The sequence below is a fragment of the Salinibacillus aidingensis genome (assembly GCF_039522525.1).
Classification (GTDB): domain Bacteria; phylum Bacillota; class Bacilli; order Bacillales; family Alkalibacillaceae; genus Salinibacillus; species Salinibacillus aidingensis.
In genome coordinates, this window is record NZ_BAAADO010000006.1 from 211,743 (window position 1) to 228,057 (window position 16,315).

Annotated in this window: 15 protein-coding genes; 10 read left to right on the forward strand and 5 right to left on the reverse strand. The window is 41.7% G+C overall.

Annotation, left to right across the window (positions count from 1 at the left end):
* The first annotated feature begins 94 nt into the window (after positions 1 to 94).
* The 8 genes from ABD006_RS14780 to ABD006_RS14815 all read left to right on the forward strand — a co-directional run bounded on the left by ABD006_RS14780 (position 95) and on the right by ABD006_RS14815 (position 9,559).
* On the forward strand, positions 95 to 1,501 hold the full coding sequence (locus ABD006_RS14780; protein ID WP_343842688.1) for an isochorismate synthase: 1,407 nt from the start codon (positions 95 to 97) through the stop codon (positions 1,499 to 1,501).
* Entirely contained in the window at positions 1,498 to 3,240 is a 1,743-nt protein-coding gene (gene menD, locus ABD006_RS14785; protein WP_343842691.1) for a 2-succinyl-5-enolpyruvyl-6-hydroxy-3-cyclohexene-1-carboxylic-acid synthase, read from the forward strand. Before ABD006_RS14780 ends, menD begins: the two co-directional genes overlap by 4 nt.
* Positions 3,240 to 4,040, forward strand: coding sequence for a 2-succinyl-6-hydroxy-2,4-cyclohexadiene-1-carboxylate synthase (gene menH, locus ABD006_RS14790; protein WP_343842693.1), 801 nt, complete (start codon positions 3,240 to 3,242; stop codon positions 4,038 to 4,040). The genes menD and menH overlap by 1 nt, the downstream gene beginning before the upstream one ends.
* A 29-nt stretch (positions 4,041 to 4,069) precedes the next feature.
* On the forward strand, positions 4,070 to 4,888 hold the full coding sequence (gene menB / locus ABD006_RS14795) for a 1,4-dihydroxy-2-naphthoyl-CoA synthase (protein ID WP_343842696.1): 819 nt from the start codon (positions 4,070 to 4,072) through the stop codon (positions 4,886 to 4,888).
* Between the two features lie 119 nt (positions 4,889 to 5,007).
* Positions 5,008 to 6,507 carry an o-succinylbenzoate--CoA ligase gene (locus ABD006_RS14800; protein ID WP_343842698.1) on the forward strand — a complete coding sequence of 500 codons (1,500 nt, stop codon included), beginning with the start codon at positions 5,008 to 5,010 and terminating at the stop codon, positions 6,505 to 6,507.
* Positions 6,494 to 7,591 carry an o-succinylbenzoate synthase gene (menC, locus tag ABD006_RS14805; RefSeq protein ID WP_343842700.1) on the forward strand — a complete coding sequence of 366 codons (1,098 nt, stop codon included), beginning with the start codon at positions 6,494 to 6,496 and terminating at the stop codon, positions 7,589 to 7,591. The genes ABD006_RS14800 and menC overlap by 14 nt, the downstream gene beginning before the upstream one ends.
* Before the next feature lie 186 nt (positions 7,592 to 7,777).
* Complete coding sequence (locus tag ABD006_RS14810) at positions 7,778 to 8,596, forward strand: ABC transporter ATP-binding protein (RefSeq protein ID WP_343842703.1); 819 nt, start codon at positions 7,778 to 7,780, stop codon at positions 8,594 to 8,596.
* 642 nt (positions 8,597 to 9,238) lie between these two features.
* Positions 9,239 to 9,559: a hydrolase gene (locus tag ABD006_RS14815; protein WP_343842705.1), complete on the forward strand. Its 321-nt coding sequence runs from the start codon at positions 9,239 to 9,241 to the stop codon at positions 9,557 to 9,559.
* A 101-nt stretch (positions 9,560 to 9,660) separates the two neighbouring features.
* Here ABD006_RS14815 and ABD006_RS14820 read toward each other — a convergent pair whose 3' ends face one another.
* Positions 9,661 to 10,440 carry a DUF6612 family protein gene (locus ABD006_RS14820; RefSeq protein ID WP_343842707.1) on the reverse strand — a complete coding sequence of 260 codons (780 nt, stop codon included), beginning with the start codon at positions 10,438 to 10,440 and terminating at the stop codon, positions 9,661 to 9,663.
* Between the two features lie 95 nt (positions 10,441 to 10,535).
* On the opposite strand from ABD006_RS14820, the gene ABD006_RS14825 reads away from it, so the two are divergent.
* Positions 10,536 to 11,081, forward strand: coding sequence for a hypothetical protein (locus ABD006_RS14825; RefSeq protein WP_343842708.1), 546 nt, complete (start codon positions 10,536 to 10,538; stop codon positions 11,079 to 11,081).
* A 102-nt stretch (positions 11,082 to 11,183) separates the two neighbouring features.
* Positions 11,184 to 11,666, forward strand: a complete 483-nt coding sequence (gene ytkD / locus ABD006_RS14830) for an RNA deprotection pyrophosphohydrolase (RefSeq protein ID WP_044163339.1) — start codon at positions 11,184 to 11,186, stop codon at positions 11,664 to 11,666.
* Positions 11,667 to 11,748: 82 nt separating this feature from the next.
* On the opposite strand, the gene ABD006_RS14835 is transcribed toward ytkD, so the two are convergent.
* The 4 genes from ABD006_RS14835 to pckA form a co-directional block, all read right to left on the reverse strand.
* Positions 11,749 to 12,555: an ABC transporter permease gene (locus ABD006_RS14835; RefSeq protein ID WP_343842712.1), complete on the reverse strand. Its 807-nt coding sequence runs from the start codon at positions 12,553 to 12,555 to the stop codon at positions 11,749 to 11,751.
* The gene (locus tag ABD006_RS14840) at positions 12,548 to 13,312 is read right to left on the reverse strand and encodes an ABC transporter ATP-binding protein (RefSeq protein ID WP_343842714.1); all 765 of its coding nucleotides are present in this window, start codon (positions 13,310 to 13,312) and stop codon (positions 12,548 to 12,550) included. Before ABD006_RS14840 ends, ABD006_RS14835 begins: the two co-directional genes overlap by 8 nt.
* Positions 13,313 to 13,324: 12 nt before the next feature.
* Complete coding sequence (locus tag ABD006_RS14845) at positions 13,325 to 14,332, reverse strand: ABC transporter substrate-binding protein (RefSeq protein WP_343842715.1); 1,008 nt, start codon at positions 14,330 to 14,332, stop codon at positions 13,325 to 13,327.
* A 140-nt stretch (positions 14,333 to 14,472) separates the two neighbouring features.
* Entirely contained in the window at positions 14,473 to 16,068 is a 1,596-nt protein-coding gene (pckA, locus tag ABD006_RS14850) for a phosphoenolpyruvate carboxykinase (ATP) (protein ID WP_343842717.1), read from the reverse strand.
* Between the last annotated feature and the right edge of the window lie 247 nt (positions 16,069 to 16,315).

Genomic DNA, 16,315 nt, shown 5'->3' on the forward strand with positions numbered 1-16,315 from the left:
GAAAAAGGGATTAAAATAAGATTGGATTTTAAGTTCCGTGTTAAAATAATAAAAGTGTGTGTAAGAAGTCCCTTTTGTTTTGGAGGTAGTGAAAATGATCGAAACCCGACAGCAACGGTTTACCGAGTCTATAAGTGAAGCACTTGATTATCAGGCTCACAAGGATACACCACAGCTGTTTAGCTATACAGAGAAAATAGCAGGTGTTGAGGAGATCAACCCGATTGCTGTTTTTCAATATACACAGTCTTTCAAAGGATCGAGATTTTTCTGGACAAGTCCTGAAGACGGAATGGTCCTTATCGGTTTAGGGTCGGCCTATCAGTTTAAAGAGAATAAAACTAACGGAGACCGTTTTGAACATGTCCACTCTGAGTGGAATGACTTGCTGAAATCCGTTTACATCGATAACCCATATAACCAGCCTGGCACAGGACCCGTCATCATGGGTGGTTTTTCCTTTGATCCTGAAGAATCCAGTGAGCTTTGGGAAAATTATCCGAGCAGTCAGATGACGTTACCTGAGTATATTATTACGATAGATGACAGTGACGCCTATCTAACCTGTCATATCCGGTTCGATGGACAAGTGGATATAGAAAATTGCAGGGCGTCATTTACTCAGATGATAGAGACAATGAAGCAGCATCCACAACAAGGTTCTAAGGATCCTGAATGTGTAAATCAGCAGGCGAAAAGTGCTGAGGAATGGAAAGAAACGGTGAGATCTGCAACAGAACGTATTGAAAATAAACAGATGAATAAGGTAGTCCTGGCTCGGGAATTGCGGGTATCCTTTACTCAGACGATCCCTGTTTCCAGGGTGCTGGAAAACCTGCTGGAGCAGCAAAAGCAAAGCTATATTTTTGCATTGGAAAGCGGAGAGGACTGTTTTATTGGAGCAACTCCCGAAAGATTGGTGAAGGTGGAAAATGGAGAACTCCTTTCCACCTGTCTCGCCGGTACCTCCCCGAGAGGTGAAACACCCCAAGAGGATGAGGTGTTAGGAAACGAACTGCTTTATGATGAGAAAAATCGGATGGAGCATGCTTTTGTGGTTGATATGATTAAGCAAGCTATAGAAGCCTGCAGTGACAATGTAGAAGTGCCGGAATCTCCTGTACTGTACAAACTTCGAAATCTGCAGCACTTATATACACCAGTAAAGGGGAAGTTACGGGAAGGACATTCTTTATTAGAGGTAGTCAGAAGTCTCCATCCTACACCGGCTATGGGAGGGGTACCCCGTGAAGAAGCCCTATCATTTATAAAAGAAGAGGAGAAGGCGGACAGAGGCTGGTATTCAGCTCCTATTGGATGGATGGATGCGATGGATAATGGTGAATTCGCTGTAGCCATCCGGTCTGGTTTAATCCAAAAAAATGAAGCTTCTTTATTTGCGGGCTGTGGTATTGTTAAGGATTCAGATCCGGAAAAAGAATTCCAGGAAACCCAGATAAAATTTTCACCTATGCTAATGGCGCTAGGAGGATTACAATGAGCCACCAGGAAAAACTAACCTATTATATTGCACAATTCGTAGATGAGCTTGCGAGAAGTGGGATTACAGACGTTGTCATTTCTCCGGGCTCACGTTCCACTCCTCTGGCGCTAACGTTCGCTGAGCATTCATCAATCAAACACTGGGTCAATCTTGATGAACGGTCGGCAGCGTTTTTTGCTTTAGGCATGGCAAAAGAACAAAATCGTCCGGTCGCATTAGTCTGTACTTCCGGAACGGCTACCGCTAATTACTATCCGGCTATTATTGAGGCCTATTACAGCAGGGTTCCGCTGGTTGTTTTGACAGCTGATCGTCCGCATGAGCTTAGGGACGTGGGAGCTCCTCAAGCAATTGACCAAATCAAAATGTATGGGGATTACGTCAAATGGTTTCATGAAATGGCCTTACCGGAAAAGCATGAATCGATGCTGAATTATGCACGAAGTATGGCTTCCCGTGCTGCAGCAACAGCATATGAAGGTAATCCCGGACCGGTACAGTTGAATTTTCCATTACGCGAACCTCTCGTCCCTGATTTTCATCTTCCGGATATTTGGGAAAGTCCGACAAAAGATGTTTATTTTCCCCATGTTTCGGGTATACGTACATTGGATGAACGTCAGCTTGATCGAGTACTCACCCAGCTTGCCGACAGAAAGCAGGGGTTATTAGTCTGTGGTCCGCAAATGGATACAGGGCTGCGTGAGAGTATTGCCAGGCTCGCTAAGACCTGGAATATCCCGATTTTAGCGGATCCCCTTTCCCAGATCAGAACAGGACCTCATTCCAAAGAGCTCGTGATTGAAAGCTACGATTCTATTTTAAAAAGCTCCAAGGTTCGCAGTTCGCTAAAGCCTGACTTCATTATACGCTTTGGTGCTATGCCTGTTTCCAAGCCTTATCGTTTCTTTATGGAGGAAAATCCGGACATCCTTCACATTGTGGTTGAGGCATATGAGGGCTATCGGGAACCAACCCTTACAAACACACATTACATATACAGTGACCCTGCCCAATTCTGCATACAGAGCGCTGATTACAGTGCTGGTATGGAAATGGATCCCGATTGGACAGATAAATGGAAAAAACTGAATCAGATGGTAAGACGGAAATGGGCAGAAGGGGAAGAATTAACGGAAGGTCATGCTGTGTCCATTCTTAATCAGGTGATAAAGGATCAGCATCTTCTGTTTGTCGGAAATAGTATGCCTATCAGGGATGTGGATACATTCTTTACCGCTATTGACCGGGATTGTGTCATTGCGGGCAACCGGGGAGCAAATGGAATTGATGGAACGATTTCCTCTGCTGCTGGAGCTGCGGCACATGGGAGAAAGGTTACATTATTACTGGGGGACTTAACCTTTTTCCATGACTTAAATGGCTTACATGCGGTCAAACAATATGGAATTGATTTAACCGTGATTGTTATTAATAATAATGGCGGGGGAATATTTTCCTTCCTCCCACAAGCGAAGGAATCATCGGACCATTTTGAGGTCTTATTCGGTACACCTCTCGACTTGGACTTTCAGCACGCGGTGACCATGTATGGAGGTCATTATGAAAGAATAACCTCTCTGGAACATTTAAAGTCTTCTTTAAATCAGGCCTATAATAATGGAGGATTAAAGGTTCTAGAGGTTCAGACCAACCGAGAGGAAAATGCGGAGTGGCACCGTAAGCAATGGAATGAAATCGAAGCGTATGCCCTGGAAATTTCAGGTGAAAACTGATGTATATGAACGTTGATGGAAAAAAATATTGGGTAGAAGAGGAAGGAACAGGGGAACCCCTCGTTCTTTTCCACGGGTTTACAGGTTCAACGAAAACCTGGGCTTCCTTTATTTCGCAATGGTCAAAAAATTTTCAGGTCATTAACCTTGATCTTCCAGGGCATGGGAAAACCATTGTTCAAGAACCATTTTCCATGGAAAGCGTTTGTGATGATTTAGATCAGGTATTGAAAAAACTTGGTCTGAAGAAGGTCCATTTGCTTGGTTATTCGATGGGAGGAAGGACGGCTCTATCTTTTGCCCGTTTTTATCCGGAAAATATAAATACCCTGATTCTGGAAAGTGCCTCACCAGGATTAAAGACGCAGGAAGAGCAGGAGAAGCGTCAAAATAGGGATGAACAGCTGGCCAAAAAAGTGGAAACAGAAGGGCTGGCTTCGTTTGTGGATTACTGGTCGGCCATTCCTTTATTTGAAACCCAGAAATCCCTTCCTAAGCGGGTTCAAAATCAGCTGAAACAGGAACGTCTCAGTCATGAACCAAAGGGACTGGCAGCCTCGCTTCGTTATATGGGGACAGGTACACAGCCCTCGTGGTGGAAGGAACTACGTGAAGTTCATGCACAAACGTTATTATTGACAGGCGCTCTTGATGCGAAATTCACTTCCATTAATCATGAGATGCAGGAAAGGCTCCCCAATGCACAGCATCAGATCATTAAGGATGCCGGCCATACAATTCATGTGGAAAGACCCCGAATTTTTGGTAAAATAGTAAGTGATTTCATCTTACATAAATAAGTTTTAAGGATTAGAAGGAGGATTTTTATATGGCAGTTGAATGGGTTAAAGAACGCGAATATGAAGAAATTATGTATGAAACGTATAATGGTATTGCTAAAATTACCATTAATCGTCCAGAGGTTCTTAATGCATTTACCCCTCTGACTGTAAATGAGCTTATTGATGCCTTTTCCAGGGCTCGTGACAACTCTGACGTAGGTGTGATTATTTTAGCAGGTGCCGGGGATGAAGCATTTTGTGCTGGCGGTGACCAGAAAGTACGCGGTCACGGAGGCTATGTAGGAGATGACCAGATTCCACGTCTGAACGTATTGGATTTACAACGCCTGATTCGTGTCATTCCTAAGCCGGTTGTAGCGATGGTCAGCGGCTATGCTATCGGCGGCGGTCACGTACTGCATGTAGTCTGTGATTTAACTATTGCCGCGGATAATGCTGTATTTGGACAAACAGGGCCAAAGGTAGGAAGCTTCGATGCAGGATATGGTGCAGGTCTTCTTGCCCGTATGGTAGGTCATAAGCGTGCCCGCGAAATTTGGTATCTGTGCCGTCAATATTCCGCTGAAGAAGCGTATGAAATGGGCTTAGTAAACACAGTTGTTCCTCTTGATCAATTGGAGGCTGAAACGATTCAGTGGTGTGAAGAAATGCTTGAGAAATCTTCAACCGCTCTTCGTTTCCTGAAAGCATCCTTTAATGCGGATACTGATGGTTTAGCCGGATTACAGCAAATGGGCGGAGATGCCACCCTTCTTTACTATACAACCGATGAAGCAAAAGAAGGACGAGACGCCTTTAAAGAAAAAAGAAAACCGGACTTCAAGCAATTCCCGCGTTTCCCTTAATGGTTTCGTTCCCTTATTTTACAGAACCCTTGTCGTATCCAGCGATAAGGGTTTTTGTAAGTGAATAAGTTTAAACCCGAAAATGAAATTAAGCAGAAACAAAGAAAGGATGCAAACGAGTGACATATATTCCGCACTGGCTGGAAAAGCGCTACGATTTAACGCCGGAAAAAACAGCCATTCAATTAAAAGACCGGACGAAAATCCCCTTTTCAAAGCTGCGACAGGATTCCCTTGAGATGGCCGGAAAATTAAATCAAATAGGCATTTCCCAAAATGACCATGTAGCTCTGTTATCCAAAAACAGCTATGAAATGGTAACAATCATCCATGCCATTACCTATTTGCAGGCGACCGTAGTGTTACTGAATACGCGCTTAACAGCAAATGAGTTATTATATCAATACGAAGATTCCGAAAGCAGCTTTTTCCTATACCAGGATGATTTAGAAGAGAAGGGAACAGAAATTCAAAAGAAACACCCTGATCAGATGTACAGCATTCAAACAATCAAACAGCAGCAGTCCAAGTCCTTCGCCATCCCCGAGGAAATGAATCTGGAGGACACGTTTACCATTATTTATACATCAGGCACAACCGGTTTTCCAAAAGGTGTTCAGCTTACGTACGGAAATCACTATTGGAGTGCCGCTTCATCCGCGTTAAATTTAGGGCTTTATGAAAATGACCGCTGGCTCGCGATGCTTCCGCTCTTCCATGTCAGTGGCCTCTCGATTCTTGTAAGAAGTCTTCTCTATGGAATGCCTGTTCACTTACATGAAAGCTTCAATCTGGAGGAGGCTTTCCGTGAGATTACAGAGGAAGGGGTAACCATTGCATCTGTTGTTACCATTATGCTCGAACAAATGGTGGATCAATTAGGTCATCGGTCCATTCCGGATACATTACGCTGTTTTTTACTAGGAGGGGGACCTGCTCCCAAGCCATTACTGGAAAAATGCAAGTCAAAAGATATACCCGTATTTCAGAGCTATGGGATGACGGAAACAGCTTCTCAAATTGTTACGTTAAGCTCACAAGATGCCCTGAGAAAACTTGGTTCTGCTGGTAAACCCCTGTTCCCGGCACAGCTTCGGATCCAACAGGAAGATGAAGGGAGCAATCGACCTCATGAAACAGGAGAAATTATGGTAAAAGGTCCGATGGTTACAAAGGGGTATTATAAACGTGAGGAGGCTAACCGGAAGTCTTTTGATCAGAATTGGCTGAAGACAGGGGACCTGGGATATCTTGATGAGGATGGCTACCTCTATGTAGTGGATCGTCGCAAGGATTTAATCATATCCGGCGGGGAAAATGTGTACCCGGCTGAAGTGGAATCTGTATTAAAAGAAATAAACGAGGTTCAGGATGCTGGCGTAGTAGGGACTGAAGATGATAAATGGGGACAGGTTCCAGTAGCCTTTGTTGTGGGAAGAGAGAACCAGAAGATGGATAAGGACCGAATCATGGAGTATGCCGGGACAAAGCTTGCTTCCTACAAAGTCCCAAAAGAAATTTATTTTGTGGACACTTTACCTCGCAATGCATCTAAGAAATTGCTCAGATCAACCCTTTTGGAGTGGACGAAAGGAATCCATAACCATGATGAATCTTAAATATATACAGCTTAATCAGATATCCATGCCTCTGAAACAGCCCTTTACTACACATGCTGGGGCTGTCAAGGAAAGGGAGGTTATTTTAATTGAAGCTGTTGATGAATATGGGACAAGCGGATGGGGAGAATGTGTTCCGTTTGCCACACCATTTTATACAGCCGAAACCATTGACACTGCCTGGATGTTATTAACGGATTTACTGATTCCCATGATCCTAAGTGCGCCTATAGAGCACCCTGCAGATATTGCGCACCGGCTGAAGGCTTTTAAAGGAAATCAAATGGCAAAAGCAGGTGCAGAAGCGGCTATATGGGATCTGTTTGCCAGACAGCAAAAGATGAGTCTGGCTAAATGCATAGGAGGAGTCAGAGATAAAATAGATGCCGGGGTTGTTATCAGTCTGGGTGAGGACTTAAAGGAAAGACTGGCAGAGTATGAAGCGGCAGGTTATAAACGATATAAGCTTAAAGTGGAAAAAGGAAAGGAACGTCATCTGCTGGATCAGGTTCTGTCAATCAATCCAAATTTACCGCTAATGTTTGATGGAAATGGCATGTATGGCGAAAAGGATATCGACCATTTAGTTTCCCTTGATGATTTAGGTCTGCTGATGATTGAACAGCCCTTTCCGCCCGGTGATTTCGTTTTGCACAAACAGCTTCAGCAGCGAATGCAAACACCTATCTGTCTTGATGAAAGTATTGAAAGCTATCATGATGCCTGGCAGGCTATACAGCTCAAAAGTACGGAAATCATCAATGTCAAACCGGGAAGAGTAGGAGGACTTACAGAGGCTCTCAGCATTCATAACCTTTGTGCGGACCATCATATTCCGTTATGGTGCGGGGGTATGCTGGAAACAGGTGTTGGCAGGGCTCATAATATTGCCCTGGCATCCTTGCCTCAGTTTACTATACCAGGAGATATTTCAGCCTCTGATCGTTACTATGAAAGGGATATTATTACTGAGAAAATTGAAGTAACAGAAGGTGAAGTTCAGGTTCCTGAGGGCTATGGCACAGGTGTTAAAATTGACCGTGAATATGTAGATTTTTTGACAACTCGAACATTGACCCTTTAAGAAGGTGATTATTGATAGAAAACTCTTGAAACGATAATCATTTTCAATTAAAGTATAAAGTAAGAAGAGTTTTCATATACATGAGTTGTGAAGAATTTGTTCGAACATAAAAAAAGTCCGGCTACTTACGCTGAATACTAACGGACTTTACAATTTTTATTCTCTCACTTCAAAGGAGAGGTTTCAATGGAATCACTTGCAGCCAATCAATTAACACTTGGATATGGTGACGAAATTATTATAGATGATTTGGATATTACGATTCCAAAGGGAAAAATGACTGTTTTTATCGGAAGCAATGGATGCGGAAAATCTACGTTGCTGCGCTCATTGGCCCGTTTAATGCAGCCTAAAAATGGTGAGGTTATATTGGACGGTACGGATATTGCCAGTTTGCGTACAAAGGAAGTAGCCAAAGAAATGGCCATCCTTCCACAGAGCCCTTCGACACCTGAAGGATTAACTGTTCAACAGCTTGTAAAATTAGGACGTTATCCCTATCAGGGTCTGATGAAGAAGTGGAGTAAGGATGATGATGAAGCTGTTGAAAAAGCTCTGGAATCCACCAATATGCTGGATTTAAAGGACCGTCTGGTTGATTCCTTATCCGGTGGTCAAAGACAGAGGGCATGGATTGCCATGACATTGGCCCAGGATACAGATGTTATTTTTCTCGACGAACCGACAACATACCTGGATATGACCCATCAAATAGAAATTCTGGATCTCCTATTTGAATTAAATGAAACCGATAACCGTACCATTGTGATGGTTCTTCATGATATTAATCTTGCCTGCCGATACGCAGATCATATTGTTGCCCTAAAGGATAAAAAAGTATGGGAGCAGGGGAAACCTGAAGATATTGTAACGATTGACTTTGTCCAGAACGTTTTCCGTATGGCCTGCGACGTAACCTATGATCCTTTATTCGGTACACCAATGTGCATCCCTCACGGTAAAGGAAGATGTTTGATTAAGCAGGAGATGCAAAAAGCAAGGTAACTTATAAATAATGATATTAAGCATAGCCCAGGTCTAGTGTACTTGGGCTTTTTTACGTGAGATTTCATCAAGTCTCTCTATTCTGGACAACAAGAAAGCCTCTGTGAATTTACATTGCACGAGAAAATCCGTATATCATTTATATCCCCACTATTAGGAAGTCATTGAACTACCCACTACCTTAGCGGAGGGAATATACGTAGACTCCTGGTCGGTTAAAAGCGGCACGTCCTGTGCCAACACCGACACTAGAACGTCCTGTTCGTCGTGGAGGAAGGCCTAGGTGAGACCCCGTAATGAAAAGTGAAGGCGACCGTTTAGGCCCGACAGCATAAGCAGAATCCATGGAGTGACACGCTTCCTGTCACGTAGTGGATTCTGCTTATGACTGCTTGGGCCTGGGAGCCGTAACTGGACAAGCGCGATAGCGCGAGGAGGCTCACCAGCCGCCCACGGCAAAGAAGACACTATGAAAACGACCTTTGGGAGTTTGAATAGATGTCGCACTTGTGCCCTTGGGTGAAAGCGAAGTATATTCCCGCAGCGGTGGTTAAGTGCGCTCATTTAAATTTAAAGATTCCACGCAAAAAACGATTCATAATTATCCCGCCATTGTAAAAGGTATAAATAGGAGGGATAGTTATGGACAAGGAAAAGTATTATGTAAGCCTGGGAACTCAGGAAATTTCACGTTTAAAAGCCTTCAATAATGAGGACTTTGTCATATATGCAACTCCGGAAGAAGTCATTGAACTTCGGGAGTTATTTGATGAAATGTACGACGCGGATCGAGGTGCATTCTGGCGTGCCCATGTCCCAATCAGGGAATACCACAATGATGAAGTGAATGACGATTTTGATGATGGACTCATTAATGTTCTGCAAGTGCTTTATCGTTTAGGTGACGATCAGACCAGGGAACATATTGCTTCAATGGGTGTTCTGGAAAATCCGGATGATTAGAGATGAAACCTGAAGTACCATATGATAAGTAGAGTAAAACCCTTGCCAGTATTACTGACAAGGGCTGTTTTATTTTACTGAAATTACGCTTCCGCCTGTTCTTACGGCTTTAATTCCTTTGCATTATTTTTTACGTTTTCCGGTAGTTTAATATCACCTATTTGATTAAATTGGCTGTAGGTAGCATCGATGGCCGTATCTGTTTTTGTTGTCTTTCCATTCTGTTTGCTATTGGTTTTCATTGACATGGAATAGGTTTGAGGATAGTATGTTTCCTTGTCAACTTCTAAGGATATTTCTACGTCATGAATAGTAATATTTTGCAGTTGTTTTTCGGTAAATTGTTGATCTGGCAGTTCATTTTGCCTAAGCTGTTCCAGGACATAGCTTTTCATTTTATCTCCTGAAGCTGTAATGGAAAATACGTAATTGTTCTTCTTTTCCTCCATATTTAATTCATCGACAAACTCCTCCAACTGAGAAAGCTGTTCATTTGGGGAGTGTTGTGACTGTGTTAACTGATTGATTTGGTCGACTACCTCTTGCGGAGCCTTCATCCAGTTTTCCTCATCGGATGGTTTTAAATAAAATTCATCATTTACATAATATACTTTTACTTTCTGACCCATCATATCCATTTCCTGATACATGGCTTCCGGATCAACTTGAACCTTTGTTTTGCTTGTCATGCTCATTGGCAGCGACTGATTCATGTCAGACATTTTGATCTTCTGCTCCATTTCCATATCTACCTGGAAGCTTTGTATATTTTCACTTTCCTTTAATGCCTGCTGAAAGACATCTTCCGGTATCTCAGCTGTTCCACATCCTGTTATAAACAATGGAACAAGAAGCAGCGTCAGAATAAATATTCTTTTCACAAATTTTCCTCCTTAAAATAAAAATATCATGAAAGATTTGGACAAAAGTTTATATATATGAAATCAAGGTATATAACTTATGGGAGGTATTCTTCTTGGACTTATTAGGTACAAAATCACTATTACTTATCGTAAGTTTTGTTCCATTTATTAGCTTATCTCACCATGACAATATTTTACAAGAAATTCAAACGAAAAATATTCCAGTAGAAGAGAGTCATGCATCATCCATGCATGAAGAGATAAAGGAGGCTGATGACTTAACACATGAACAGATTAAAGGATTAACAGAAAAATTTATGGATATCCTGGTTCAGGAAACGAATCAGGAAAACAGGGTTCTTTCATACAATACAAAGGATCAATTAGTGCAGGAACTTAAAAGTATCGCCAGCTTATCGCTTGCAAAAAAGTATGTAGATTTATATTATAAAGAACGGAATCAACAATTATATATCATCCCAACAGAAACTCCACCCTGGTTTATCCCGGATAACTCATATGATATACAGACAGAAAATGGACAAGCCACCATTGTTCAGTCTAATAGCAGCGAATTATATGGGAATTATAAGATAAGGATAGAGTTCAAATATAAAGAGCAAAAAGGCTGGGTTATTCATAATGTATATTACCCCTGACATGTTATAAGAGACTCAGGGCTCTTTGATAAAGTGCAGGAGGGAACATCATGCGCTACTCCCTCCTCATAAGTCCCGCTTAATAAAGGTAGTGAATAATATATGATAACGTTCAAGGATTATTATCAAAATAATGTTAAGCTTTCTTTTACAAAAAATCCATTTTCTAAACAGCCCAAGCATGTATGGGTCATTACAAAATATAAACACCAATGGCTTCTGACTAAACATAAAGACCGCGGGTTGGAATTTCCGGGTGGCAAAGTGGAAGAAGGAGAAAAGGCTGAAGACGCTGCTGAACGAGAAGTTTATGAAGAAACAGGAGGTATTATATCGAATCTTAAGTATATCGGCCAGTATTTTGTGGACGGAAAAGGTGGGGAGGTTATCAAAAACGTTTATTACGCTGAGGTCGATCAGCTGATAAAGCAGCCCACTTATTTTGAAACGGATGGTCCTGTACTTTTAGATACGCTTCCCGAAGATATTCAGGAAAGCTCCCTGTTCAGTTTTATGATGAAGGATGCTGTATTACCCCAAAGCTTAAAAGTGATTAAAAAAATGGAGGCCAATTCCTTAAGGTAAACATTCGCTCTGCGATTTGATCTTACCTTAAGGAACAGCCTCTTTTTATTTCACTTCCGGTCTCGTTTATCACGCATTAACTTTATGATTTATGGTTAATAAGTTTGTTTTCAATGGCTTCCACGATTTTGTACATTACTGCGGCAAAAATGGCAATAACAATAAGACTTAACAGGACAAGGTTAAAATCGAATACCTGGAAGCCGTAGACAATCATATAACCTAATCCTCTTTCAGATACTAAAAATTCTCCCACAATAACCCCGACCCAAGATAAACCGACATTGACTTTTAATGTGGAAATCATCGTTGGGAAGGAGGACGGTAAAATGGCTTCTTTAAAGATTTGTGCTCGGGTAGCCTGGAAGCTTTGCAGCACTTTAATATAGTTTTGATCCACTTCACGAAAAGCCGAATAAACATGAATAGTGGTAATGATAACAGATACAAGAATCCCCATGGAAATGATGGATGTGTAACCAGGACCCAGTGCTACGATAAGGATAGGTCCTAAAGCCACTTTAGGCATGGCATTAAGAACCACTAAATAGGGATCCAGGATTTTTGACAGGGTGGAAGACCACCACAGAATGGTCGCCATAATAATCCCAAGCAGGGTGCCTAGAATAAAGCCTGCAATCGTTTCCAGTCCGGTAATTTGCAAATGGCTTAGCAGGGATCCGTCATTGATCTTTTCAATAAATAAACGCCCTACTTTGGAAGGTGAACTGAAGATGAGCGGGTCAATCCAATGAAGTCTGCTGGCTGTCTCCCACAGAATGAAAAACACAATGAAGATGATTCCCTGCCATGATAGCACAAAACGTTTTTCCTTCTTCTTTTTTTGCCGGTATTCTTCGTATAGACGTTGATCATCTGTATTACTCAAGACTCTCCAGCTCCTTCCATACAGTTTGGAAAAAATCGGAGTATACTGGGCTTTGTCTGGAATCAAAAGGAGTTGTTTCTACAATCTCTTTTGGTACATCAAATATCTGTGCAATGCGACCTGGATTTGAATTCAGTAATACAATACGCTCACTCATTGCGATAGCTTCTCCGATATCATGGGTTACAAGTACTGAGGTCATTTCATATTTTTTCAGGATTTCCAGTACCAGGTTTTCCAGTTTAAGCTTCGTCTGATAATCAAGAGCTGAAAAGGGTTCATCCAGCAACAACAGCTTCGGATCTGTAATCAAAGTTCGTGCCAGGGCTACGCGCTGTCTCATACCACCTGATAATTGGCCTGGATAGGCATCTTTCGTTTGCCCAATGCCAATTTCCTCCAGCAAATTTGCTGCTTTTTGTTTGATTTCCTCTGTAATATTTTTTTGAATATGCGGGCCAATCAGTACATTTTCCATAATGTTTTTCCAGGGAAATAAATAATCCTGCTGCAGCATATAGCCGATTGATGAATTCTGGTGATCAATTGGCTCATTTTCCAGTAGAATTCTTCCTTTTGACGGCTTAATTAACCCTGCTATGATGGAAAGCAGGGTTGTTTTTCCGCAGCCGCTCGGGCCGATAATTGATACAAAGCTTCCTTTATTAACATCCAGCGAGATTTCCTCAATAGCTTTTGTATAATCCTTTTCTGTAAAATATAAGTGAGAGATTTCTTCTACCGTCAGATATGCCAATGATCTTCACCTCTACTCATTCATAATTTTTTCGGCGATTTCGGTGTTTACAAGAGTATCATGCTTGATATCCTCAGGAAGTTCGCCTGCTTCATCCATGATATCCTTCAGATTATTCCATTCCTCTCTATCGAGTACCGGGTTTAAGGCATAGGCTCCTGAATCTTTGTATCTTTCCACAGAATCAGCAATAATGTCTGAATCAGTATCCTCAAAGTAAGGCTGAATGACTTCTGCCACTTCTTCACTACTATGGTTTTCCACCCATTTTTGTGCTTTGAAAATGGCTCTTGTAAATTTCTCAGCTGTTTCCGGATTATCGTTCAAAAAAGATTGCTTTGCCATGAATACGGTATACGGAACCTTCCCGGATGCTTCACCAAAGGAAGCAAGCACGTGACCGACTCCCTGCTTTTCAAATTTACTTGCGGTAGGTTCAAATAGCTGAACGTACTCATAGTCGCCGCTTTGAAATGCCCCGGGAATGTTGCCGAAATCGACATTCTGGGATAGGTTCAAGTCCTGGTGAGGATCAATTCCGTTTTGTTTCAAAACAAATTCACCTACCATCTGCGGCATTCCACCTTTACGCTGACCGAGGAAGTTACTGTCTCTCAAATCATCCCAGGAAAAATTATCGTGTGCTTTTTTGGATACTAAAAAGGTTCCATCCTTTTGAGTCAATTGAGCAAAATTTATGACTGGATCATTCGCACCTTGAGAATGAACATATATAGAGGTTTCAGAGCCTACCAATGCGATATCCGAACTGCCGGAAACCAGGGAAGTCATTGTTTTGTCGCCACCCCAGGTAGTGGTTAAATCTACACTCAGGCCTTCCTCCTCAAAAAATCCATTTTCAAGGGCAACATATTGCGGTGCATAGAAAATACTTCTTGTGACTTCAGCCAGTTTAATGGATGATTTTTCATCCTGGCTGTTATCGGAAGAACAAGCTCCAAGAACAGCTGCTAATAAAAGGCTGCATACGACCGTTACAAAACCCCGTAGACCTCTCATGTATTTAAATCCTCCTTGTTTGTTAAGTAAATCTAGATGTATCCTATGCGAATGCCTATATTTGTGTGACCAAAAAAAACTGCCTGCAATTTATGCAAGCAGCCTCAAATCTATATAAAAGGATATGAGAGAAGCGAAGTTTATTGCGGGGTATAAAGTGGTCCCGCATTTTTAATGTCATCTGTGATGTGGTTGAATTTCCTGAAGTTTTCATGAAATTTCACAGCCAGCTCCCGGGCTTTTTGATCATATTGTTCCGGCTGATCCCAGGTTTTCTTTGGGGTCAAAACCTTGCTTGGTACACCAGGACAATGAGTTGGAATGTTGAGCCCAAACACATCATCCCTGACTGTTTCTGTCTGATTTAGTTCTCCATTTAGAGCGGCATGGATCATTGCTCTTGTATAAGACAGATCGATACGATTTCCTGTACCATAAGGTCCTCCAGTCCACCCTGTATTGACGAGATAGACGTTTGCGTTAAACTGATCAATTTTTTCGCCGAGCATCGTTGCATAGGTCACAGCAGGAAGAGGGAGAAATGGTGCACCAAAACAGGTGGAAAACGTAGCCTCTGGTGAAGTTACTCCTCTTTCTGTGCCTGCAAGCTTACTGGTATAGCCACTTAAAAAATGGTACATGGCCTGTTCTTTTGTTAATTTGCTGATCGGCGGAAGTACGCCAAATGCGTCAGCAGTAAGGAAGATAATTGTATTCGGATGTCCGGCGATACTTGGCTGTACAATATTATCAATGTAATCGATCGGATAAGCGGCACGGGTATTCTCTGTTAAAGTTGTATCGTCATAATCGGGTAATCGCGAATGTAAATCAACCATCACATTTTCCAGCACAGAGCCAAATCGGATGGCATTATAGATTTGCGGTTCTTTTTCAGCTGAAAGATTAATACACTTTGCGTAACAACCACCCTCTATATTAAAAACTCCATTATTGGACCAGGCGTGTTCGTCATCTCCAATCAGTTTTCGCTCCGGATCTGCCGATAAAGTGGTTTTGCCTGTGCCTGATAAACCGAAAAATAAGGCTACGTCACCCTCCCGACCAACATTTGCAGAACAATGCATAGACAAAATATCCTGATTAGGAAGTAAGAAATTCATTACTGAAAAAATCGATTTTTTAATTTCTCCTGCATATTCGGTTCCTCCAATCAGAACCATTTTATGCTCGAAGGAGATCATTACAAAACATTCTGAATGAGTTCCATCTGTTTTCGGGTCTGCTTTAAAACCTGGAGCAGAAATGACAGTAAATTCAGTTTGATGGTCAGTTAATTCATCGTCATTTGGCTTAATGAACAGCTGCCGGGCAAAAAGGTTGTGCCAGGCAAGTTCCGTTACTACGTCTATTGGTAAACGATAATGAGCATCAGCGCCAGCGAATCCCTTAAAAGAATAGAGTTCATTTTGTTGTTTCAGGTAATCCATAACTTTATCATACAAATTGAAGAAAATATCCTCAGAAATAGGCTGGTTAATGGATCCCCACTCCACCGCACTTTCACTCAATGAATCTTTTACAATAAATTTATCTTTAGGTGAACGTCCTGTATATTTTCCCGTAGTCGCTCGTATCGCACCGTTAGACGTCAGAATTCCTTCCTTACGATTTAAAATTTTTTCAACTAAATCAGCAGTAGATAAATTGGTATGCATAGAGCCCATAACATCTTCCAGACTAGTTTTCATGGCCTTTTGACTCACTTTGTTCATTTCGCGTTTCCCCTTTATCAACATATTTGAATGAATCTGTCATATTATTTTTAATTAGTATAACATATTTATATTAATCGTCCATACTATTTGTGCAAAAAATTTATGGCATCTTTTTTATCACGCTTAACTGTCCGTAATACCCCACTGATGGAAGTTTCAGTTTATGGATGATTCCGTTATGTCGAGCGGTTGACATTCTGATTCCTTAGCGCTATTATTATTGTTGCGGAATAGCGTCTGAAAA

Excerpts from the sequence above, each read along its gene's own strand:
- pckA (WP_343842717.1), bottom strand. The coding sequence starts at position 16,068 with ATGAACAAAGTGAGTCAAAAGGCCATGAAAACTAGTCTGGAAGATGTT.
- ytkD (WP_044163339.1), top strand. The coding sequence starts at position 11,184 with ATGATAACGTTCAAGGATTATTATCAAAATAATGTTAAGCTTTCTTTT.
- menB (WP_343842696.1), top strand. The coding sequence starts at position 4,070 with ATGGCAGTTGAATGGGTTAAAGAACGCGAATATGAAGAAATTATGTAT.
- ABD006_RS14810 (WP_343842703.1), top strand. The coding sequence starts at position 7,778 with ATGGAATCACTTGCAGCCAATCAATTAACACTTGGATATGGTGACGAA.
- ABD006_RS14780 (WP_343842688.1), top strand. The coding sequence starts at position 95 with ATGATCGAAACCCGACAGCAACGGTTTACCGAGTCTATAAGTGAAGCA.
- ABD006_RS14845 (WP_343842715.1), bottom strand. The coding sequence starts at position 14,332 with ATGAGAGGTCTACGGGGTTTTGTAACGGTCGTATGCAGCCTTTTATTA.
- ABD006_RS14815 (WP_343842705.1), top strand. The coding sequence starts at position 9,239 with ATGGACAAGGAAAAGTATTATGTAAGCCTGGGAACTCAGGAAATTTCA.
- menC (WP_343842700.1), top strand. The coding sequence starts at position 6,494 with ATGATGAATCTTAAATATATACAGCTTAATCAGATATCCATGCCTCTG.
- menD (WP_343842691.1), top strand. The coding sequence starts at position 1,498 with ATGAGCCACCAGGAAAAACTAACCTATTATATTGCACAATTCGTAGAT.
- menH (WP_343842693.1), top strand. The coding sequence starts at position 3,240 with ATGTATATGAACGTTGATGGAAAAAAATATTGGGTAGAAGAGGAAGGA.